The following is a 20,503-nucleotide window of genomic DNA, read 5'->3' as shown; positions in this document are numbered from 1 at the left end:
GCAGGACAAACCACGCCGCACACATGGCCAGCACCGCATCAGTCCTTTTCCGAGACGATACCACCGGCCGGGTGATGCTGTTTGCCGAACCCCTGGATGTGATCGTCGCGCATACGGGCGCCGAGGTGCTGGCCGGTCTGGCGCGGATGCAGCGGGAGAAGGCGGCCGGTCGTTGGCTGGCCGGCTACATGGCCTATGAGGCGGGCTTCGTCTTCGAGGATAGGCTCGCGCCGCTGATCGCCGAGGGACGCCGGACGCCGCTGATGGTTTTCGGGATCTTCGACGGACCGGCAGCTGCGGACCATCCGCTCTCGCAGCCGCAGCGTCGCCTTGAAAACGAAGCCTTTCTGACGGATCCGAAGGCCGCATGGGATTTTGCCGCCTATCGGAAGAGCTTCGACCAGCTTCACCGCCACATCCGGAACGGTGACTGCTACCAAGGTAACCTGACGATGCCGATCGAGGCGCGCTGGAATGGCGATCCACGCGCCGCCTTCTGGTCGCTGATCGAACGACAGCCGGTCAAGTATGGAGCACTTGTCGATCTCGCCGGCCCGGTCATCCTGTCGCGCTCGCCGGAACTGTTTTTCCGTGTCGACGCCGACGGCTGGATCGAAACCCGTCCAATGAAGGGGACGGCGCCGCGCGGACTGACGCCGGACGAAGACTCCGCCATCGTCGAGGCGATGCGCCAGGACGGCAAGACCCAGGCTGAAAACCGGATGATCGTCGATCTCCTGCGCAACGACATTTCGCTGATCGCAGAGACAGGCAGCGTCGAGGTGCCGAGGCTTTTCGATATCGAGAGCTATCCGACCGTCCATCAGATGGTCAGTTCCGTCCAGGCAAAGCTCCTTCCTGACCTGTCGATCCGGGATATCTTTGCCGCGCTTTTTCCGTGCGGCTCGGTCACCGGCGCGCCAAAAATGTGGGCGATGGAAATCCTCCATGGGCTGGAGGTCGGGCCGCGCAACGCCTATTGCGGTGCTATCGGCATGATTGCACCTGATGGTGCCATGCGCTTTTCCGTAGCCATCCGGACGATCACGCTGTTCGACGATTTCAGGGGCGTCTTCAACGTCGGCGGCGGTATCGTCTTCGATTCGACTGCCGAGGCGGAGTACGCGGAATGCCTGCTGAAGGCGCGGTTTGCCGTGGGGGACGCGTGGATCGCCCGGTAGATGATTTCTCGCTGATCGAAACCCTGCGCTACGAGCCGGGCCTCGGCTTCGTCAGGTTGAAGCTGCATCTGGCGCGGCTGCAGCGTTCTGCCCGACGCCTTGGTTTTGCGGCACCGGGGCAGGTGGAAGCGGCGCTTGACGCGGCCGTTTGCGACGCATCCGGCCCGCAGCGTGTCCGCCTGACGATGAATCGTACCGGCAGTGTTGCGGTTACCACGGCCGGTTTTGTGCCTTTGGCTGCCGATGTGACGTGGCGGATCCGCATCGCCGCCACACGTCTCGATTCCGGCAACAAGCTGCTTCGTGCGAAAACTACGCGACGCGGGGTCTATGACCGCGCCCGTGCCGAATTCAGCCCTGACGAGGCCGATGAAGTTCTGTTGCTCAACGAGAAGGGCGACGTTTGCGAAGGCACCATTACCTCGATTTTCGTCGACGACGGCTCCGGCATGCTGCTGACGCCGCCGATTGCCTGCGGCCTGCTGGCCGGCGTGTTGCGCAGCGAATTGATCTGCACGCGCAAAGCCCGGACCTCTCGGCTCACCCTCGCCGATGTCGACAGAGGCAAACTCTTCGTTGGCAATTCTTTGCGCGGGCTTATCCCTGCTGTGCTGGTGTCGGACTAGCTAGGCGACGCTTTTCAGCTGGTCGCGGCCGGCCCGCTTGGCGACGTAAAGTGCCGCATCTGCCTTTGAATAGATTTCGCGTGTCGTTTCACCCGCACGAAGTTGCACAAGGCCCGCCGAGCAGGTGTAGGAAAAGGACGGGTCGGAGACGATCGGTCGGGCCTGCCGCACGGTTTGCAAGACACGACCGATAATCGCCTCGCCTTCGGCAAGATCGGTATCGGGCATCAACAGCATGAATTCCTCGCCGCCGATGCGGCCAAAACTATCGTGCCTTCGCACCAGCACGTGGACGCGGCGTGCGAAATCGATGAGGACGTCGTCGCCGGTCTGGTGGCCGAAACGGTCGTTGATGCATTTGAAGAAATCGAGATCGATGATGCAGGCGCAACTCATCATCGGCCGGGCGCCTGCCTGGCGGCGGACAAGTTCGTCCAGGGCCGCCATCATGAAGCGCCGGTTGGAAATGCTCGTCAGTTCGTCCGTCTGCGACGCACGCAGGGCGAAATCACGGTCCTGGCGCAGGTTGCGCTCGCTCGTTCTGATGTGGGTGATGTCGGTGGCGACGCAGAGCATCCAGCCGTTTTCCTCGACAGTCTCGTTCATCCACAGCCAGCGACCGTCGACGAGATCCGTTTCGAAGCTGCGGAACGGGATCTTGCCGCGGCGCGACTGTGCTGAGACCAGCCATGATTCGAAATCGGGAGAGCGGATCACTGTGCCGAGGCCGGCCAACGTATTGCGGCGCATCAACTCCGACCAGAGCGACGTTTCCTCCGCAGTGAGCGCGAATGCCGACCGAAAGGCATCGTTGGCAAAGCGTAGCCGATCGGCTTCGTCAGACGGCAATCAGTGCCGCGCTCGTCGACAGAAGCGCAGCAAACCGTTCAGACATGAGGTCCATTCCGGTCTTCCTGTTTCCAATAGGACGCTGATATCATGTTGACGTCTAAAAAGAATGTGAACGGCCGGGGTTCTTAACCTATTCGATCTGTGTCACATCGCGGCACGCAATCCCGGGGGTCGCCCATGTTCATTCTCTCGCTTACCTATCTGAAAAGCAACGAAGATGCCGATCTGTTCATGGAGCCACATATAGAGTGGGTAGCGGAAGGCTACAGTCGGGGCTGGTTTCTCGCGTCCGGCCGTAAGGTACCGCGCACCGGCGGCGTGATTTTTGCAAAGGGTGAGCGCGCCGATCTGGAAGCCTATGTCGCCGCCGACCCGTTCACGCTGCATGGCATCGCCAGCTACGAGATCACCGAGGTGGCGTTGACGAGGATGGTGGAGGGGCTGGAGTTGTTGAGGGGATAAAGATCAGCCTCTCACATCGGTGCGAGGTGCCAATTGCCGTCCGTCGAAGATCTCCAGGATCTGCAGGTCCGGTCCAACTACCCGATAGATGATGGAATACGGCGACTGGTGCACAATCAACCTCCGAACATGTGCGACATGTGTGCTAAGTCCGAGGCGTGGCTTATCTCTGAGGAGATTGGCCGCGTGCAGGATTTTAGCCGCTACTTTATTTGCCGCCTGAGGATTGTGGTCGGCTATGAATGCGCGAATGGCCACCAGATCGGCAACAGCGGCCTCAGCCCAAATGATGTTCACTGCGCCGTCTTACGGCCGAGCGGGTTCGGTGCAGGAAGTTCTCCCGGTGTCCCCCAGGAGCCAAGCCAAGACATTATTGCCTCGTGGGACACGAAGCCTCCACGATCTGCACGGCGAACGGCCTCGTCTACGGCAGCGATCTGCCATTCCTGTTGAGCCAGATAAAGCTCGAGGGCCTCAGCGGTGATGGATGTTGCGGAGCGATCTATTGCCTTGGAAAGGCGATCCAGCCGCTGCTTCGTGTCATCGGACAGATCCACGAAAAGCTTATTGTCAGCCATGTTACGCTTTCCACACCTTCGATGTCCTAAGTCTAACAAAGCTTGGATCATCCGGCAACAAGGCGGGGCTTTTCTGGGTCTCCCGCCTTCAGTGCGAAACGCTACGGTCGAAAATGTCGGCGGAATTGCCCTGCAGATAGTCGTCCATGGCTCGCTTATGCATTTGTCGTACAAAGGTGGATGGGCTGGATTTGTTGAGGGGGATAAAACCATGGATGGATTGCTCGAACATCTTCGCCAGCTTGAGGAAAGGCTGTTCGATCCGGCTGTGCGTTCGTCGAGAGCGGCGCTTGTGGGTCATCTGTCGCCGGAATTCCGGGAGATTGGCAGTTCCGGCCGCATGTTCGGCTTTGCGGACATCATTTCGGCCTTGCTGACGGAAGAGCCGGTCATGTCACGTGCCTTGCACAATCCGAGGCTAGTCATGCTGTCGGAGCATATTGCACTGGTGACTTACGGATCGACCAGAAAGACCATAGAGGGGGATGCGGTCCACTCCCTGCGCAGTTCGATCTGGCGGCAGGAAGAAGACGGGCGCTGGCTTATGGTTTTCCACCAGGGGACTTTGACGGATAGGCTATAGTTACGCTCGGCGAGGTGGTCATCCACCCTTTATTGTGACAGGATTTTGTGATTAGAGCCCTTCACCCATCGTCAAGCGTTTGCTGATGAATCGACAGACACCAAAGAGCCTCTGCTCTTTGAAGGAGAAAAGTATGAAGCAGGAAAACTACCCGGTATATGCCGAAATAACCGGCCCGATCGTGATGATCGGCTTTGGCTCCATCGGCCGCGGCACGCTGCCCCTGATCGAGCGCCATTTCAAATTCGACAAGAGCCGGATGGTTGTCATCGACCCGCGTGAAAACGAAGGCGACATGGCTATTCTTGCCGAGCATGGCATCCGCCATATCAAGGAATATGTCACCAAGGATAACTATAAGGAGCTGCTAAAGCCGCTTCTGACCGAAGGCGAAGGCCAGGGCTTCTGCGTCAATCTTTCTGTCGACACCGGCTCGCTCGACCTGATGAAGCTTTGCCGTAAGCTCGACGTTCTCTACATCGATACCGTCATCGAGCCATGGCTCGGTTTCTATTTCGACAAGACCATGAAGAACGCCGACCGCACCAACTATGCGCTGCGCGAAACCGTTCGCCACGAAAAGAAGAAGAACCCGGGCGGTACGACGGCCGTTTCCACCTGCGGCGCGAACCCGGGCATGGTCTCATGGTTCGTCAAGCAGGGCCTCGTCAATCTTGCCCGCGATCTCGACATCAAATTCGACGAGCCGGACCAGCATGATCGCGAAGGCTGGGCCAAGCTGATGAAGAAGGTCGGCGTCAAGGGCATCCACATTGCCGAGCGCGACACGCAGTTGACCAAGACCCCGAAGCCGCTCAACGTGTTCTGGAACACATGGTCGGTCGAAGGCTTTATTTCGGAAGGCCTGCAGCCTGCCGAACTCGGCTGGGGCACCCATGAAGAATGGATGCCGAAGAATGCCAAGAAGCACAAGAAGGGTTGCCAGGCGGCAATCTACCTCGAGCAGCCCGGCGCCAACACCCGCGTGCGCACCTGGTGCCCGACGCCCGGCGCGCAGTACGGCTACCTCGTCACTCACAACGAGTCGATCTCGATCGCCGACTACTTCACGGTGACCGACAAGGACGGCGAAGTCTCCTACCGTCCGACCTGCCACTACGCCTACCATCCTGCCAACGATGCCGTCCTGTCGCTGCATGAAATGTTCGGCAATGGTGGCAACGCCCAGCCGGTCATGCATGTTCTCGACGAGAACGAACTGGTCGAGGGTGTCGACGAACTCGGCGTGCTGCTCTATGGCCACGACAAGAACGCCTACTGGTTCGGCTCGCGCCTGTCGCTCGAAGAAACGCGCCGTATTGCGCCGTACCAGAACGCCACCGGCCTGCAGGTCACCTCGGCCGTTCTCGCCGGCATGGTCTGGGCTCTCGAGAACCCGAAAGCTGGGATCGTCGAGGCCGACGAGATCGATTACAAGCGCTGCCTCGAAGTGCAGATGCCGTATCTCGGTCCTGTCGAAGGCCACTACACGGACTGGACTCCGCTGACAGGTCGTCCCGGCTTGTTCCCGGAAGATATCGACACGAAGGATCCGTGGCAGTTCAAGAACGTGCTCGTTCGTTGATAAGACTGGCTGATTAGAACCTGGAATGCCCGCATCGTTGGTGCGGGCATTTTTGTTACGCCTCAATGATAAATCTGCGGATCGGCGGCCCGAGCCTTGCTTTCACGGGGGTGCCGCTCCATCTTTTCGCAAAGTGTGCGGCGGATGCCGATTCTGAATTTCGGGGAAGAACCATGAAGATCAAAGCAAGCCTTGCCCTCCTTGTCTCGGCCTTGTCGCTCGCCTCCTGTATGGATCAGGGTCCGCGGCAGATGCCTATGCAGGTCGCGACCCGCCAGGCGCCGCAAACGGTGGACGGCACCTGGGCCGATCCGAACGGCATCATCTCGACATTCCAGGGCGGCGGATTCTCCACCCGGACGACCGACAGCAACCAGCTTCTTGCTTCCGGCACATACGTCAACACCGCCCCCGGCCTGGTCGAGATCAACATGACGTCGCTGGTCCGCAAGACACAGTCCAAGGTCAATTGCGCGCTGGTCAACTCGAACCAGCTGAACTGCACGTCCGACAGCGGCGCCCAGTTCTCGCTCGCGCGTCGCGGCTGAGGTTTTCCGGCCAAACATTCAAAAGCTCCCCTCGCGGGAGCTTTTTTCGTTTTGATGGGATTCAGCGTCGTACCGGGAATAAAGGAACGAAAGGCTGGCTAACTGGTTTGCCAACGACGCAATTTGGCGGCATTGGAAGAAAACCCCATGACAAATCCCATTATCTACCCCGTAAGGATCGTTAAACCTCCGCTATTTCCGATTCTGTGGCATTTCGCCCTTGCCTGTTTCATCGGCACGATGATTACCGACATCACCTATTGGCGAACTGCCGAAATGATGTGGGCCAATTTTTCGGCGTGGTTGCTGACGGCTGGCCTGATGGTCGGCGCTGTGGCAGCGCTGGTCTGCCTCGTTGATTTCTTCGTTGGCCGCCTTGTCGGCGTCAACCGTCTCTCGGCCATCTATGTGCTTGGCAACGGTGTCGCCCTGGTGCTCGCCATTTTCAATGCCCTTATCCATAGCCGCGATGCCTGGACCTCGGTTGTCCCGATGGGCCTGGTCCTCTCCGCAGCCACGCTGATCGTATTGATCCTCGGTGGTTTGCTCGGCCGCACGCCGGTCTATCGCCAAGACCTAGGAGTAGTCGAGTGATGCGCACAGTGATTTCCCCGAGAACCATCCGCCGCTCGCTCGCTGTGGCGCTCGCTTGCACCTCGATGTTCGCTCTTGCCGGCTGCGGTGGCAGCGATCCGGATCCGACGAGCGAAATCGGTGCAAATCCGACGCTACCGGAACAATCGCAATATCTGGTACCGCCAATGCATGTCGCCCCCGTGGTCGGCTGGCAGAAGGACGAGACGCCGACCGCGCCCGAGGGCATGCAGATCAAGGCGCTGGCCTCCGGGCTTGTTCACCCTCGCTCGCTTTACGCGTTGCCGAACGGCGACGTTCTGGTGGTCGAATCCGTCGCGCCGCCTGCAGCCGCTATCACACGTCCCAAGGACCTGATCATGGGCTGGGTTCAATCTTTTGCGACCGGAAGCCCGCCACAGCAGGCAAGCAATCGCATCACGCTGCTGCGCGATGCCGATGGGGACGGGGTTGCCGAAGTTCACGACGTCTTTCTCGATCACCTGAATTCGCCGTTCGGAGTAACGCTTGTTGGCAACGATCTTTATGTTGCCAACACCGATGCGATCATGCGGTTTCCCTATACACCGGGCGCTACCAAGATAACCGAGCCGGGTGTCAAGCTTGTCGACCTGCCGGGCGGCCCTATCGACCATCACTGGACGAAGAGCCTGGTTGCCAGCGATGACGGCAAGCTGTTGTATGTCGGCGTCGGGTCGAACAGCAACATCACCGAAAATGGCATCGGTGCCGAGAAGGACCGTGCAGCGATCTGGGAAGTCGACAGGGAAACGGGTCGCTCGCGGCTGTTTGCAACCGGCCTGCGCAACCCGAATGGGCTGAGCTTCGAGCCAAAGAGCCATGCGCTCTGGGCTGTCATCAACGAGCGCGATGAACTCGGCCCCAATCTGGTGCCGGATTACATGACGTCGGTGAAGGATGGCGCGTTCTACGGCTGGCCTTACAGCTATTACGGCCAGCACGTCGATCCGCGTGTCATGCCGCAGCGGCCTGATCTGGTCGAGAAGGCTGTCGTTCCGGACTATGCGCTCAGCTCGCACGTCGCGCCGCTCGGCATGGCGTTCTATACGGGCACAAACCTGCCGGCGGCCTATCAGGGCGGTGCGTTTGTCGGCGAGCACGGTAGCTGGAACCGCAAGACCTTCAACGGTTATAAGGTCGTCTTCGTCCCGTTTGCCGATGGTCGCCCGAATGGCAAGCCGCAGGATATCGTTACCGGCTTCATGGGTGCGGACAACAAGACCCGTGGCCGGCCAGTCGGCCTTGCCGTTGATAAAACCGGTGGCCTGCTGATTGCCGACGACGCCGGCAACACAGTCTGGCGCGTCTCCGCCAAGTAGGCGCGGCCGCACTACTTGTAAAACAAAGCCCGGCGCTGATGTCTCAGCGCCGGGCTTTTTCGTCTGAAGGCTCATCTGTTCCAGAGAGGTAGTCTCCCCGTTAGTGGCCGAGGGATTTCAGGAAGACGTCGTTGTCGACGTTGCCGCCTGAAGTGACGGCAATCACCGTGTCGCCGGCGAGTTCGTTGCCGTGGAAGAGGGCGGCGGCCAAGGCGACGGCGCCGCCGGGTTCGACCACCAGTTTCAGTCGGGTAAATGCCAGCGCCATGGCGGCAAGGGCTTCGGCGTCCATCACGACGAGGCCGGTGCCACAGAGCCGCCGCATGATTGGGAAGGTAATCTCGCCCGGCTGCGGCGTGATGATGGCGTCGCAGATCGAGCCCGAAAGCGAGGAGTTGCGTTCGATCCGGCCAGACGCCAGCGACCGTGTTGCGTCGTCGAAGCCCTCTGGCTCGCAGGGACGCACCTTCATGGCTGGCGCGCGGGCCTCAAGCGCCAGTGCGATCCCCGAAGTCAGACCGCCGCCGCCGCATGGCACCAGCACTTCGGCCGCGCCGATATCGTTTTCAAGCGCCTGCTCGGCGATCTCGAGCCCCGTCGTTGCCTGCCCGGCTATGACCATCGGTTCGTCATAGGGCCGGATCAGCGTTAGGCCGCGTTCTCTCGACAGCCGGGCGCCGATCTCGTCGCGATCTTCAGTGGCCCGGTCGTAGAGCACCACTTCTGCGCCGAAGGCGCGGGTATTGTCGATCTTCATCTTCGGTGCATTCGACGGCATGATGATGACCGAGGGAATACCATGCATGCGGGCTGCCAGTGCCACGCCTTGAGCATGGTTGCCGGAAGAAAAGGCGATGACGCCGCGCGCGCGAATGTCGGGTGACAGCGCCGAGATCGCCGACCATCCGCCACGGAATTTGAAGGAGCCGGTGTGCTGCAGGCACTCAGCCTTGACAAACAGGCGCCGCCCGGCGATTTCGTCGAGAAAGGGCGAGGACAGCAGCGGCGTCCGCCGCGCCTTGCCGGAAAGGCGCACCCGGGCGGCTTCGATCATTGCAATATCGACCAAGAAAAGCTCCATGTCGAAAGGGTAGTGGCATCCCTGCATAGGATCTCGTCATCCCCGATGGAACAGGGACATTGTCCCGGTGACAGCATTTTGGTCGGCGTCGAGGGTTCAGGCGCGCTCGGGTAACGACAGATGGCCGAGGCGATAGGCGAGCGTGTCGGTCGGCAACGGTCCCTTCGGCATCTCCCGCCAAAGCCGGAAGCGAAGGCGTTTCCAGCCATGGGGATCGAAGGCCGAAACCGAGGCGAGTGTTGCACCCGTTTCGATGTCGGCTAGCGCATCCGCGCTGCCTGCCGCACGCATCGTGCCGAGATGGGCATCCGGTCCGATATCGGAAATCTCCCGGGTGGCGAAGCGAGCCTTGCGGATGTCTGCTGCAATCGCGGTATTCCAGAGGATCCAGGTGTTTACCTGCGGCCGGCCAAACGCGGCGCTGACGCCCGCGAAGCCGGGGCCGCAGAGAAAATCGTTCAGTCCTTCGACACCGTTCCAGACATAGAGCGGCGCATAGAGATTGTCTCTCGACCCAGTGATCGCGTCGCCTTTGCGGGCTGTGAGATAGGCCTTGAAGACGAGGTCTGGAAAGTTGTCCAGCAGCGGACCTTTATCGCGGATTCTCCGGTCGACGATGTCCATGTCGTAGTCGGCGGGGAGCATGAAACTGTATTGCATGGCGATCACTGTCGGTCTCCTTCGGTGACGGGCTCGAACCAGGTGACGGCAGTGCCTTCATGTGCGGCCTGGACGCTGAGATAGGTCAAGCTCGTCGTCACGCCGGATCCATGCCAGTGGTGCTCGCCTGGCTCGAAACGGATGCAGTCGCCGGCATGCAGCTGCTCGACCGCTCCGCCGTCACACTGCACCAAGGCGATGCCGGAGAGCACGTAGAGGATCTGGCCGTGCGGATGGCTGTGCCAGTGGGTCAGCGTTCCAGGCTTGAGCATGGCGATCATGGCGCCGAGCCCATTCTCAGACGCCGGGATGAGCGTCTCCAGCAAAAATGGCTGGCTGGATATCCCCTCGGGTGCCTGCTGCCGAGCCTCGCCGGCTCTATGGACGCGGTCCAATTTGCTTTGCGGCATGACGTTATGCCACCTCTATCATCTGGGCGCGGCCGTTGCCGAACGACCAGTCCTCGCGCCCGGTGGTGGTGATGACGATCATAACGTCCGCCGCACGGATATCTAGGGTGTCGCCGAGCAGCTCCGTCACCCGTCGATAGAATGCCTGCTTGACCTCGGCGGTGCGTGGCTTGCCGATGGTGATGTCGAAAAACAGGTAATCGTCCGAGCGCGGTCCGGCGAGGTAGTCGCGGTCAAAGACCAGTTCGCCGGGCGAGCACTGGTGGATGACGTGAAACCGGTCGGCGGAAGGGACATCGAAAGTCTCGACCATTGCGCGGTGAAACGTGTCGCACAGCGTCGCGAGGTATTCTGGCGATTTGCCACGCATCAGGGAAATTCGGGTAATGGGCATGGGGGTTCTCTCGGGTGAAACAAGTTGACGCAACTTCTATTGCACCCTTTATCCGTCCGGATAATCAGATATAAATGGATTTATGATCCCGATAAACTGGACAATGATGTGAGCTACCCTGTCTTCGATCTCGATATTCTGAGAAGCTTCGTCGCGGGCATCGAGCTCGGTACCTTTGCCAAAGCGGCGGAGCGTGTCGGGCGTTCGACGTCGGCCGTCAGTGCGCAGATCAAGAAACTCGAGGAGCAGGCGGGGAGGCCGATTTTTCGCAAGGCCGGGCGTGGGCTGGCGCTGACCGAAGCCGGCGAAACGCTGCTCGCCTATGCACACCGGCTGCTCGACCTCAACGATGAAGCGGTTACGGCGGTGCAGGGGATGGAACTCGAAGGCTGGGTCCGGCTCGGCCTGCAGGAGGATTTTGGCGAAGCGCTGCTTCCCGAAGTTCTCGGTCGCTTTGCCCGCGCTCATCCGAAAGTGCGCATCGAGGCTCGGGTGGTACGCAACGTCGAGCTGATGGAGCGGGTCCGGTCCGGCCGGCTCGATCTGGCACTGGCGTGGAGCAATGGCGAGCGGACCGCCCATTGCGAACTTGTCGGCGAGGTGCCTATGTGCTGGGTGGGGCCGATGGACGGCCGGATCGACTGGATGGCTGATAGCGGCGAACCGATGCCGCTCGCCACGCTCGAGGCGCCTTGCCTGCTCAGGACCGCCGCGACAAAGGCGATGGATAGTGTTGGGCTCGGCTGGCGGGTTGCTTTCGTCAGCCCCAGTCTCGGTGGCCTGTGGGCAGCGACAGCGGCCGGTCTCGGGATAACGGTGCGCACGCCGCTCGGTTTGCCCGGTACGGTGCGGCCGCTGTTTGACGGAGAGCTCGGGCTGCCGTCGTTGCCGAAGCTAGACCTCGTGCTGCACCGTGCTGCGGCGGATCAAAGTCCCGCCACCCAGCGCCTCGCTGCCATTATTCTGGAAGCGTTGCGTCCGTCACTTGCAGCATTCAGGCACGGGTAGCTGGAGACGGGTCCGAACTGATCTCGGCGGCAATTCGTATTTCCGCGAGGCGGGCCACCTGCTTCAGGTCGCGGGGCGTACCGGCGAGATGTTCGATGGCGGCAATGGCGACGTCGTTGGCGATGTAATCGGGCTTGTGGCCGAGGTTGCGGATGGTGATCAGTTCGGCGCCGACGATGTCGCGCTCGAGGCCGATGGAATGGAGTTCGGCAAGCACCACGTCGTCCGAATCGCCGGTGATGATGACGGTGGGCGCCTTGATCTCCCGGTATCGCTGCGATTCGCGCGTCACATAGCCAAGCAGGTTGACGACGTCCCGGGCGTTGTTGCGGAAGACATCTGGCCGCAAGACCAGAGCCGGCGCAGTCTTTTCGATGTAGTCGCGCGGCCGCGGGTTGGGGCTGAAGACGCCGATGGTGCCCTGGTCGAGCTTCCGGAGGCCGGCCGGGATGACCAGCGTGTGCGCGAAGATCCAGCCGAGGACGGGCGCAGACGCCAGCCGGTAGTACCAGTCGACACCGCCGGGCCAGGGATGGGTGGCCGGTGCCAGAAACAGCAGGCCAGCGGTCATTCGGGGATGGCGAACCGCAAAGGCTGCGGCAATTGCGCCGCCGAAGGAGTGGCCTACTATTATGGCGGGGCCGATTTGCAGTTTATCCATCAACTTTGCGATGGCATCGGCCTGTCCGGACGGAAAGGCATTGTCTGGCCCGCCGCGTTCGGAATAGCCGTGGCCCGGGCGGTCAACGAAGAGCATTTCGGCGCGGCCTTCGAGAGGGCTGGCGAAGGCCTGCATCTGGTCGCGCAGATTGCCGCTGGCGCCATGAATGAAGACGAGAGGCGGCAGGTCCGCGCCGTCAGGGCGCTTCAGGTGGAGAGCATTGATACTGTAGCCGCCGATGTCGATGAGGTTGCCGATGTTCGGATTGGCCTCGGTGATGGCCCGGGCCTTGACAGCGGTGTAGGCAAACGCGGCTGCGAGCACCAGGGCAACCAGAACCAGAAAACTCAGCATCGACAGGCAACTCGCAAACATGCCCGGAACTCGGTCGCCGGACCTCGTGATTCTATACGGTCGGGCGCGGCATCCGGTTGCACAGTCAGGTACGGCTGCCCGCAAGTTTTTCGCTGAGTTGGTCGGCCTGCTGCTGGGCCGCGCGGTTTGCGGGATAGATAGCAAGGAACCGCTGCCAGATTTCCAGCGTCTGCTGGTCTTTGCCATTTTCGGTGAGGATCGCTGCCATGCCGGCGAGCGCACCGAAATGGCGTGGCTCCAGCCGCAGAACCTGTTCGATATCAGCCATGGATTTGTTGTAGTCGCCAAGCGCGTAGTTCAGCGTCGCGCGCTGGTTCCAGCCTTCGACATAGCGTGGCTTCAGGGCGATGACCTGATCGAGAAAGTCGAAAGCGGCGGCGTTGCGCTTTTCGGCAATGGCCTTGGCCGCCCACTGCATCAGCAAATCGACGGTGGCACTGCCGGATTGCGACCATTCCACTTTGATCTGGTTGGCAATGCCTGCGGCCTGATCCGGATCGTGCTGGCGTCTAAGTGCCGTGAAGAGATCGTCGAGGCGCTGTTTCGGAGAGACGCTCTCGGTTTGCTGCTCCACGATCCGCGCGTCATCTGCGACTGCCATCTGCGGGGCAGAAGCAGCAAGCAAGACCGGCAGGAGCAGGGTGGGGAGCAACAGGGCACGAACAAACATGGCGGGCATGTTAGCCCGCCACCGCAGAAGATCAAAACAAATTCGATTGAACGTCATGCCGTCAGAAACCTGGCCGTCGATGTGCCCGCACACGCGGCGCGGGACGACCGACAACCAAACGGCATCCGCAAATCAGCCCTGACGAGCCTTGAAGCGCGGGTTCAGCTTGTTGATGATGTAAACGCGGCCCTTGCGACGAACGAGGCGGTTGTCGCGGTGACGAGCCTTGAGCGACTTGAGCGAATTCTTGATCTTCATTTTTTCGATCCGCGAGGTTTTAGGGGGAATGTCACATTCGCCCGTATCTTTAAACAATCAAAAGCGCGCTCTTGGCGCGCTCTTTTAGGGTGGGGAGCAGATACCGTGTCGCTTTCGCCCTGTCAACCGACTATCCGGGCTTTTTCCCGATGCTACAGGTCATGCACAGACTAAAGAAGTGTCGTGACATGCCCCATCTTGCGGCCGGGCCGGGCTTCGGTCTTGCCGTAGAGATGCACGAGCGTGTTGTCGCGCGCCAGCCAGTCCGGAACAGCGAGGATGTCGTCGCCGATCAGGTTCTGCATGACGCAATCGGCGTGTCGCACAGGATTGCCGAGCGGGAGGCCGGCAACAGCGCGGATGTGCTGCTCGAACTGCGAGACGACACAGGCAGCTTCCGTCCAGTGACCGGAATTGTGCACGCGTGGCGCCATTTCATTGGCAATCAATTGCCCATCGGCCAATACGAAGAACTCGATGCCGATGACGCCGACGTAATCGAGCGCCGTGAGGATAGTTTTGGCGGCGGCTGCAGCGGCTGCCGCGGTTTCCGGCGAGAGCCGGGCTGGCAGCGTCGAGGTGTGCAGAATGCCGTCGCGGTGAACATTTTCGGCCGGATCGTAGCTTTCGATCGTGCCTTCCGGGTTGCGGGCCGCGATAATGGAGACCTCGCGCTCGAAGGCGATGAAGCTTTCGAGAATCAGGGGGACGTTGCCGAGCGCTGCATAGCCGCCTTCCGAACTGTCGGCGAGCGAGCGATAGACGCGCTGCCCCTTGCCGTCGTAGCCCAGCCGGCGCGTCTTCAGCACGCCCTGTCCGCCGAAGTCGGCAAGTGCCGCCTCAAGGTCAGACTGGCTGTCGACGGCATGAAAGCGCGCCGTTGCGACGCCGCAACCATTGAGGAACTGCTTTTCCGTCAGACGGTCCTGCGCCATGGCCAGTGCCTTCGGCGGGGGATAGACGGGCACGCTCAGGGATAGAGATTGTGCGGCAGAGACGGGCACGTTTTCAAATTCATAGGTCACCACGTCCGAGACCGCTGCGAGTTCCGCCAGTGCTGCGGGGTCGTCATAGGCAGCGACGATCTGGCGGTTGGCGACCTGGGCCGCCGGACAATCGGCCTGCGGCTCGAGGATGATGGTGCGGAAGTTCAGTCGGGCTGCGGCCATGGCTAGCATGCGGCCAAGCTGGCCGCCGCCGATGATGCCGATCGTCTGTGTCGTCATAGGTCATCCATCGGGTATTCAGCGACTGCAGCACTCTGGGCAGCCCGCCATGCATCCAGCCGGTCGGCGATATCCTCGTCGTTGAGCGCGAGGACGGCGGCAGCGAGCAGCGCGGCATTGATAGCGCCGGCCCGGCCGATGGCAAGCGTGCCGACAGGAATGCCGGCCGGCATCTGGACGATGGAGAGAAGGCTGTCCTGGCCTGACATGGCTTTCGACTGCACTGGCACGCCGAACACCGGCAGCGATGTCATCGATGCAGCCATGCCGGGGAGGTGGGCTGCGCCGCCGGCGCCGGCGATGATGATCTTGAAGCCCTCGTCGCGCGCGCCCTTGGCAAAGCGTACCAGCCGATCGGGCGTGCGGTGTGCCGAGATAATGCGGGCGTCATACGTGATATCAAGGGCTTCCAAGGTATCGGCCGCATTCTTCATGGTTTCCCAGTCGGACTGACTGCCCATGATAATGGCGACAGGCGGTCTTTCGGTCATGGCGACGCGTCCCCTCAAGCGGTGATGTCCGGAATGATCTGGTCTTCGAGCTTGGTCAGCTTGTCCTTGATGACCAGCTTCTTCTTTTTCATGCGCTGAACACGGAGTTGATCGCAGCCGGTTTCGATCATCGCATTGATAGCGACGTCGAAATCCTCATGTTCCTGGCGCAGGCGCGCCATGATGAGTCTCACGTCGGCTTGATCCTGATCGGGCATGGTGTTCGTCCCCAGTCGTCGTCACGCGGAACCCTTTGGATCCAGCGGTTTAATTTCGCAAGCTCCTATCACCAAATAACGGTAACGGGAAGTTATCCGTGATCATGAATTTGCCCTGTTCAAGTCACTTTTTGGCCTTCGACATTGAAGAATTAGTATGTCACACTATTGTCGTTAAAGCCTAGAACTCCAGCGATGGATGGCTGGGGAAGGCAAGCAGAAGGAAGGTCAAATGACAGTTCAGGCTCATCTTGAATCGCTCCAGAAAAAGCATGTCGCCCTCGAAGAGAAATTGCACTCCGCGATGACCTCCCCCTCAGTGGATGACCGTGAAATCGCGGACATCAAGCGAATGAAGCTGAAAATCAAAGACCAGATCCAGCGTATTGCCACATCGGTACACTGATGCCGTAGCCGCGTTGCGGCCGGATCGGGCAGTCTGCTCCGTCGCGGCTGAAATGCGGACTTTGCACTGAATTGACGAAATTTTGCGCCAACTTCCTTTAACGCAGGGGTTGGCGCAACTGTTTGTGTGAGGTTGCTGAAAGCTTCCGTGCCTTGCGGCCAGCGGTACGGACAGAGCGGCGGGCACGGGGCTCCTCGCAGCTTCGCCCGCGTTCCCGGGCAATAGGGACCTTGCGGTTTTCCGCGACGCTCCCCTTGTCAGCAGGTCCCAACGGATTTACTCACAGACCGGAATGCCGGACTTCGTGTTCCGGCCGGATGCGCCGAATAGGAAGCCTGCATGACCTTGCCCCCAAGCCGCTGCCGTCTGGTTCTCATCGTGCCCGAGATGACCGACATCGCAGAACAGCATGCACTCGTGGCAAAGGCGCTGGAGGGCGGCGACGTCGCCTCTGTCATCATTCCGCAATACGGGCTTAACGAATTCGATTTCCAGAAATCGGCGGAAAAGCTGGTTCCGATCGTTCAGGCCGCCGGTGCCGCAGCCCTCATTGCCGGCGACAGCCGCGTCGCGGCGCGCGCCAAGGCGGATGGGCTGCATATCGCTGCCGATATTGCCGAGTTCACCGAGGCGATGGAAAAGCAGACGGCAAGCTTCATGGTCGGCGGCGGAACGGCCAAGGATCGGCATACCGCGCTGGAAATCGGTGAACTGAGGCCGGACTATATCTTCTTCGGCAAGTTCGACGGCGACTTCAAGCCCGAGGCACATCCGAAAAACGTCGATCTCGGCGAATGGTGGGCATCGATGATCGAGATCCCCTGCATCGTCATGGGCGGCACCGACCCGAACTCCGCGCTCGATGTGGCGCTCGCCGGAGTGGAGTTCGTGGCGTTGAGATCCGCTGTGTTTGCCGACGCCGCACAGGCATCGTCTGTTGTTTCTGCCGTGAATGCCTTGCTGGACGAAAAAGCGCCACGGTTTGAAGATTGATAGCAGTTCATGTCGATCTCGCACCGCTATCATCCGCCCTTGCTGTTTCTGGCGCTCCTCACCGGGTTTGCTGTTCTTCCCCCTATGGCAAGAGCGCAGTCTGCTGCGGACGGGGTCTCGAATTCCCCTAATGTCGGGGCTTTTCCGACCGAGCACATTTTACCATCGAACGAGCCGAAGCCGCAGCCTTTCAAGAAAGGCGGCGAGGCAGCACCTGTGCCTACCGATCCCAAGGCAACCAAGCCTTCGGGTGGCATCGGCGTTCTCGATCGCATGGGCGTAGGCCTGCCGGCGCTTCCGCCGGAAAAGCCTTATACGGGCGTGGTCGACGAGGCCTATGGTGCCTTTCAGCGTGGCTACTATCTCACGGCATTCCAGAAAGCCCTGCCGCGCGCCCAACTCGGTGATCCGGCGGCACAGACGCTGATCGCCGAACTGCTGTCGCAGGGACTGGGCGTCCGGCGCGACAGCAAGAACGCCGCCTTCTGGTATGGCAAGGCAGCGGAAGGCGGAAATCCTACCGCGATGTTCAAATTTGCCCTGGCGCAGATGGAAGGCCGCGATGTCCCGCGTGACCGCAAGTCGGCCGATCAATGGATGAAGAAAGCAGCCGATGCCGGAGAGCCGACGGCGCAGTTCAACTGGGCACAGAGCCTGACTGCCGACAACGCTGGTATAAAGGGCCTCGAGCTGGCATTGCCCTATTACGAAAAGTCTGCCGCCCAAGGCATCGCGGATGCACAATACGCCGTTTCGCAACTCTATATGTCGCTTGAAAGCGTGCCGCCGGAGAAGAAGGCACAGGCGCGCATGTGGCTGGCGCGGGCGGCGAATGCCGGCTTCGACACGGCGCAGCTGGACATGGGGGTCTGGCTGATCAACGGCGTCGGTGGCAAGACCGAGCTCGAAGAAGGCTTCAAGTGGATGAAGGTCGCGGCTTATCGCGGCAATGTGGTGGCGCAGAACAAGCTGGCGCACCTCTATATCAATGGCCTCGGAACGCCGCAGGATGCGGTCGAGGCAGCAAAATGGTACGTCATTTCGCGCCGTGCCGGACTGAAGGATCCCGAACTCGAGGATTTCTATCTCGGTATCGAGGACGACCAGCAAAAGGCCGCGATCAACGCGGCCAACAAATTCCGCAGCGCGCGCTAAGTGCGCTCAAGGCGTCTCGCAGTGTGAGACGCGCGTTTGATACCCCACGTCGTCGTCATTTGCAGCTGGGCCTTGCTCTAGAAAAGCGCGTCTTCGAACAAGTCCTCGTCGTTCGCGGCGGCCGCAGTTTCGACGACATGCAGGATGGCGCCGCTTTGAGCAGGGACGATGTCGTGGTGGACATTGCGTTCCTGCGCCATGGTGTAGACCTTCAGGATCCGGGCTGCGAGCGGCCCGAGGCTGTCGGCAAGGTCGCTGACGTCGGGCTGCTGCGGGCCCGCCATATCGCTCAACGTATCGGCGCAAGTGGCGAGGATCTCGCCGAGATCGTTCTGAAAATCGAGCTTGCTGAGCGACAGGCTGATCTTGGTGGCCACTTCGCGCCCACGCTCGGACAGGATCGCCAGTTCCTTTTCCATGACGTCTGCGCCGGCGCGGATATTGCCGACAGCGCCGCCAAGCCGTTCGTCGAGGCGGCGGGCGTTGGCCTCATGGGTCGAGGCGACGCCATTGCCGGCAGTCTCGAGATCGCAAAGGCCGGTAACGAGCGAGTCTGCTGAATCATCGAGCTTGGCTGCAAAGATGCGCAGTTCGGCAGTGATGACGTTGATCGAGCGGCCTTCTTCGCCCATGCGGCTGCAGCGCAGGTTGGTATTCAACGCCATATAATGGATGTCGGTCTTGACCGCGCGGATATTGGCGATGCTTTTCAAAAGGTTGGATGTCGTGTCGAGGGTGGACTGGCTGATCCGGTTTGTCTGGGTGCGCGCCGTCTCCACTTGCTTGACGATGCCAAGGGCGGTGGAGACGCTGTCTTCCAGCGTGCGCATGAAATTGCCGCCGGTTTCCTCGCCGCTGCCCTTCATGTCATCGCGCAGTTTCAGGATTTCCTGGGTATCGTGGCTGAAGCTGGTGATCGTCTGGACGACATTGCGGGATTCTCGCTGGAAGTCTTCAACCATGTCGCGCATTTGCGCCGCCGTCAGGTGGTGAATGAGATTTTCGAGGCGGTAGCGTGCATCGTTGTCGAGTGCGCGGCCTTCCTCGGTTTCGAGGAATTCCTCGAGAAAGGTGAAGGCGCTCTGTACGTGTTCGATACGCTGGCGGGTGATGTCGCCGATCTGCAGCGCAGACAGGGTGGAGGCGACCTTGCCCTGGACCCCGCGAGCGATGGCGCCGACCTGGCCGGCAATCGCTGCAAGATCCTTGCGGTGGCTGGCGATGGTTTTTACGTCTTTCTCAAGAGCATCGACGACTTTCGGAATGGTGTGGCCATAGTCCTTGGTCGTTGTTGCCCCGACATTCATCGCAACCTTGAGGTCCCGCTCCAGCGTGGTCAGCTGGTCGGCGAAACTGTTGACCTCGTTGGTGCCGGACTGGATCCGCTCGAGTATCTCCTGCGCGAAGCCGCCGAATTCGGCAATACCGGCGCCGGTAATCTTCACGGTAATGGCAAAGGTCCGCAGGTAGCGCATCGTTTCCTGCATATCCATGACATGGGTGCTCAGCACGGCGCCGGCCGCCGACAGGACTGCAAAATTCTCCTGGCGCCTGGCTTCGAGGTCGGGCAGGTCGACCAGCGTCGTCACGGTCTGCAGCAGATCCGCCGCCGTGTCGCTCGTGCCATCGCTGTCCAGTGATTTCGTCAGACGATCCAGGGATGCAAGCAGCTCGTTGATGACCTCCATCACCGAAACCAGCACTGCGCCGCCGTCCAGGAAGCGCTTCTCGACCTGATTGCGGGCCGACTCCAATGTGTCGCGGACGTCGGCGACCGGCATCTGTAAAGGGCGATGCGCCAGAGCTGTTCCACTTGTCATTGTTCTTCCTTTACTTGAATCTCGTCTTCTCTGGCTCAATACTAGACTCAAGGATGGAAAGTTCCGGTAAATTGCGGTGACTCGCAGACGTTGTATCGGCATCGATCTCGAAGCATCGTTAACAATCACTCATCAGTTATACTAAGCTTTATTGCAATATCCCATAAGTAACGGAAATTGTTCAATTTTACTGAAATCCTTAAACTAAATCCCAATTTATTTCAGGTAATAAATCGCACCATGGGGACTCGCTGTAATTGTGCTTCGGTGCAACCCGGGTTTACTGCCTGTTAAGGCTGTCATGAGATTCCTCTATCAGAGGTTATGC

Annotated in this window: 25 protein-coding genes and 1 pseudogene; 12 read left to right on the top strand and 14 right to left on the bottom strand. The window is 60.4% G+C overall.

Features of this window, described 5'->3' with window-relative positions:
* Positions 1-23 precede the first annotated feature (23 nt).
* Positions 24-1,181, top strand: a complete 1,158-nt coding sequence (locus J5274_RS17860) for an aminodeoxychorismate synthase component I (RefSeq protein ID WP_219274704.1) — start codon at positions 24-26, stop codon at positions 1,179-1,181.
* A complete protein-coding gene (locus J5274_RS17855) occupies positions 1,130-1,807 on the top strand; it encodes an aminotransferase class IV family protein (RefSeq protein WP_142830620.1) in 678 nt (225 codons plus the stop codon). The genes J5274_RS17860 and J5274_RS17855 overlap by 52 nt, the downstream gene beginning before the upstream one ends.
* Here J5274_RS17855 and J5274_RS17850 read toward each other — a convergent pair.
* Positions 1,808-2,711, bottom strand: a pseudogene (locus J5274_RS17850) (diguanylate cyclase). It lies immediately after the preceding gene.
* Positions 2,712-2,836: 125 nt separating this feature from the next.
* Here J5274_RS17850 and J5274_RS17845 point away from each other — a divergent pair.
* Positions 2,837-3,121: a YciI family protein gene (locus tag J5274_RS17845; protein ID WP_142830622.1), complete on the top strand. Its 285-nt coding sequence runs from the start codon at positions 2,837-2,839 to the stop codon at positions 3,119-3,121.
* 3 nt (positions 3,122-3,124) lie between these two features.
* Here J5274_RS17845 and J5274_RS17840 read toward each other — a convergent pair whose 3' ends face one another.
* Positions 3,125-3,418, bottom strand: coding sequence for a type II toxin-antitoxin system RelE/ParE family toxin (locus J5274_RS17840; RefSeq protein WP_142830624.1), 294 nt, complete (start codon positions 3,416-3,418; stop codon positions 3,125-3,127).
* The gene (locus J5274_RS17835; RefSeq protein ID WP_142830625.1) at positions 3,415-3,699 is read right to left on the bottom strand and encodes a CopG family ribbon-helix-helix protein; all 285 of its coding nucleotides are present in this window, start codon (positions 3,697-3,699) and stop codon (positions 3,415-3,417) included. The genes J5274_RS17840 and J5274_RS17835 overlap by 4 nt, the downstream gene beginning before the upstream one ends.
* Before the next feature lie 211 nt (positions 3,700-3,910).
* Between J5274_RS17835 and J5274_RS17830 the strand changes: the two genes are divergently transcribed.
* The 5 genes from J5274_RS17830 to J5274_RS17810 all read left to right on the top strand — a co-directional run bounded on the left by J5274_RS17830 (position 3,911) and on the right by J5274_RS17810 (position 8,349).
* Entirely contained in the window at positions 3,911-4,282 is a 372-nt protein-coding gene (locus tag J5274_RS17830) for a DUF4440 domain-containing protein (RefSeq protein ID WP_142830627.1), read from the top strand.
* 133 nt (positions 4,283-4,415) lie between these two features.
* Positions 4,416-5,867, top strand: coding sequence for a homospermidine synthase (locus tag J5274_RS17825; RefSeq protein WP_142830629.1), 1,452 nt, complete (start codon positions 4,416-4,418; stop codon positions 5,865-5,867).
* 173 nt (positions 5,868-6,040) lie between these two features.
* Positions 6,041-6,415, top strand: a complete 375-nt coding sequence (gene omp10 / locus J5274_RS17820; RefSeq protein ID WP_142830630.1) for an outer membrane lipoprotein Omp10 — start codon at positions 6,041-6,043, stop codon at positions 6,413-6,415.
* A gap of 147 nt (positions 6,416-6,562) precedes the next feature.
* Positions 6,563-7,009 (top strand): DUF2231 domain-containing protein, encoded by a 447-nt coding sequence (locus J5274_RS17815; RefSeq protein WP_142830632.1) that lies wholly within the window; start codon positions 6,563-6,565, stop codon positions 7,007-7,009.
* Positions 7,010-7,074: 65 nt separating this feature from the next.
* Entirely contained in the window at positions 7,075-8,349 is a 1,275-nt protein-coding gene (locus J5274_RS17810; RefSeq protein ID WP_257625669.1) for a sorbosone dehydrogenase family protein, read from the top strand.
* A 100-nt stretch (positions 8,350-8,449) separates the two neighbouring features.
* Here J5274_RS17810 and J5274_RS17805 read toward each other — a convergent pair whose 3' ends face one another.
* The 4 genes from J5274_RS17805 to J5274_RS17790 all read right to left on the bottom strand — a co-directional run bounded on the left by J5274_RS17805 (position 8,450) and on the right by J5274_RS17790 (position 10,894).
* A complete protein-coding gene (locus J5274_RS17805; protein ID WP_142830636.1) occupies positions 8,450-9,418 on the bottom strand; it encodes a threonine/serine dehydratase in 969 nt (322 codons plus the stop codon).
* A gap of 108 nt (positions 9,419-9,526) precedes the next feature.
* On the bottom strand, positions 9,527-10,099 hold the full coding sequence (locus J5274_RS17800) for a DUF4865 family protein (protein WP_142830637.1): 573 nt from the start codon (positions 10,097-10,099) through the stop codon (positions 9,527-9,529).
* Positions 10,096-10,500, bottom strand: coding sequence for a cupin domain-containing protein (locus J5274_RS17795; RefSeq protein WP_142830638.1), 405 nt, complete (start codon positions 10,498-10,500; stop codon positions 10,096-10,098). Before J5274_RS17795 ends, J5274_RS17800 begins: the two co-directional genes overlap by 4 nt.
* 4 nt (positions 10,501-10,504) lie before the next feature.
* The gene (locus J5274_RS17790) at positions 10,505-10,894 is read right to left on the bottom strand and encodes a tautomerase family protein (protein ID WP_142830639.1); all 390 of its coding nucleotides are present in this window, start codon (positions 10,892-10,894) and stop codon (positions 10,505-10,507) included.
* Positions 10,895-11,002: 108 nt separating this feature from the next.
* On the opposite strand from J5274_RS17790, the gene J5274_RS17785 reads away from it, so the two are divergent.
* A complete protein-coding gene (locus tag J5274_RS17785; RefSeq protein ID WP_142830640.1) occupies positions 11,003-11,902 on the top strand; it encodes a LysR substrate-binding domain-containing protein in 900 nt (299 codons plus the stop codon).
* Here the strand turns inward: J5274_RS17785 and J5274_RS17780 are convergent.
* From J5274_RS17780 to J5274_RS17755, 6 genes are all read right to left on the bottom strand, one after another.
* Complete coding sequence (locus J5274_RS17780) at positions 11,889-12,917, bottom strand: alpha/beta fold hydrolase (RefSeq protein WP_142830803.1); 1,029 nt, start codon at positions 12,915-12,917, stop codon at positions 11,889-11,891. The two genes, J5274_RS17785 and J5274_RS17780, sit on opposite strands and share 14 nt — an antisense overlap.
* 85 nt (positions 12,918-13,002) lie before the next feature.
* Entirely contained in the window at positions 13,003-13,617 is a 615-nt protein-coding gene (locus J5274_RS17775; RefSeq protein ID WP_142830641.1) for a hypothetical protein, read from the bottom strand.
* A 123-nt stretch (positions 13,618-13,740) separates the two neighbouring features.
* Positions 13,741-13,866, bottom strand: coding sequence for a type B 50S ribosomal protein L36 (gene ykgO / locus J5274_RS17770; RefSeq protein ID WP_037069952.1), 126 nt, complete (start codon positions 13,864-13,866; stop codon positions 13,741-13,743).
* A gap of 170 nt (positions 13,867-14,036) precedes the next feature.
* Positions 14,037-15,092, bottom strand: a complete 1,056-nt coding sequence (locus J5274_RS17765) for a 5-(carboxyamino)imidazole ribonucleotide synthase (RefSeq protein WP_142830642.1) — start codon at positions 15,090-15,092, stop codon at positions 14,037-14,039.
* Positions 15,089-15,583, bottom strand: a complete 495-nt coding sequence (gene purE, locus J5274_RS17760; protein ID WP_142830644.1) for a 5-(carboxyamino)imidazole ribonucleotide mutase — start codon at positions 15,581-15,583, stop codon at positions 15,089-15,091. The genes J5274_RS17765 and purE overlap by 4 nt, the downstream gene beginning before the upstream one ends.
* A 14-nt stretch (positions 15,584-15,597) precedes the next feature.
* Positions 15,598-15,801 carry a YdcH family protein gene (locus J5274_RS17755; RefSeq protein WP_111222365.1) on the bottom strand — a complete coding sequence of 68 codons (204 nt, stop codon included), beginning with the start codon at positions 15,799-15,801 and terminating at the stop codon, positions 15,598-15,600.
* A 232-nt stretch (positions 15,802-16,033) separates the two neighbouring features.
* Here J5274_RS17755 and J5274_RS17750 point away from each other — a divergent pair, with 232 nt between their 5' ends.
* The 3 genes from J5274_RS17750 to J5274_RS17740 all read left to right on the top strand — a co-directional run bounded on the left by J5274_RS17750 (position 16,034) and on the right by J5274_RS17740 (position 18,355).
* A complete protein-coding gene (locus J5274_RS17750; RefSeq protein ID WP_142830648.1) occupies positions 16,034-16,207 on the top strand; it encodes a YdcH family protein in 174 nt (57 codons plus the stop codon).
* Between the two features lie 339 nt (positions 16,208-16,546).
* Entirely contained in the window at positions 16,547-17,200 is a 654-nt protein-coding gene (locus tag J5274_RS17745) for a thiamine phosphate synthase (protein WP_142830650.1), read from the top strand.
* 9 nt (positions 17,201-17,209) lie between these two features.
* Positions 17,210-18,355: an SEL1-like repeat protein gene (locus tag J5274_RS17740; protein WP_142830651.1), complete on the top strand. Its 1,146-nt coding sequence runs from the start codon at positions 17,210-17,212 to the stop codon at positions 18,353-18,355.
* Positions 18,356-18,432: 77 nt separating this feature from the next.
* On the opposite strand, the gene J5274_RS17735 is transcribed toward J5274_RS17740, so the two are convergent.
* A complete protein-coding gene (locus tag J5274_RS17735; protein WP_142830652.1) occupies positions 18,433-20,175 on the bottom strand; it encodes a chemotaxis protein in 1,743 nt (580 codons plus the stop codon).
* Positions 20,176-20,503 lie beyond the last annotated feature (328 nt).

The sequence above is a fragment of the Rhizobium sp. L51/94 genome, from assembly GCF_019355555.1.
Lineage (GTDB): Bacteria > Pseudomonadota > Alphaproteobacteria > Rhizobiales > Rhizobiaceae > Rhizobium > Rhizobium rhododendri.
Note: the sequence above shows the minus strand (reverse complement) of the source record. Positions and strands in the feature narration are given on the sequence as shown.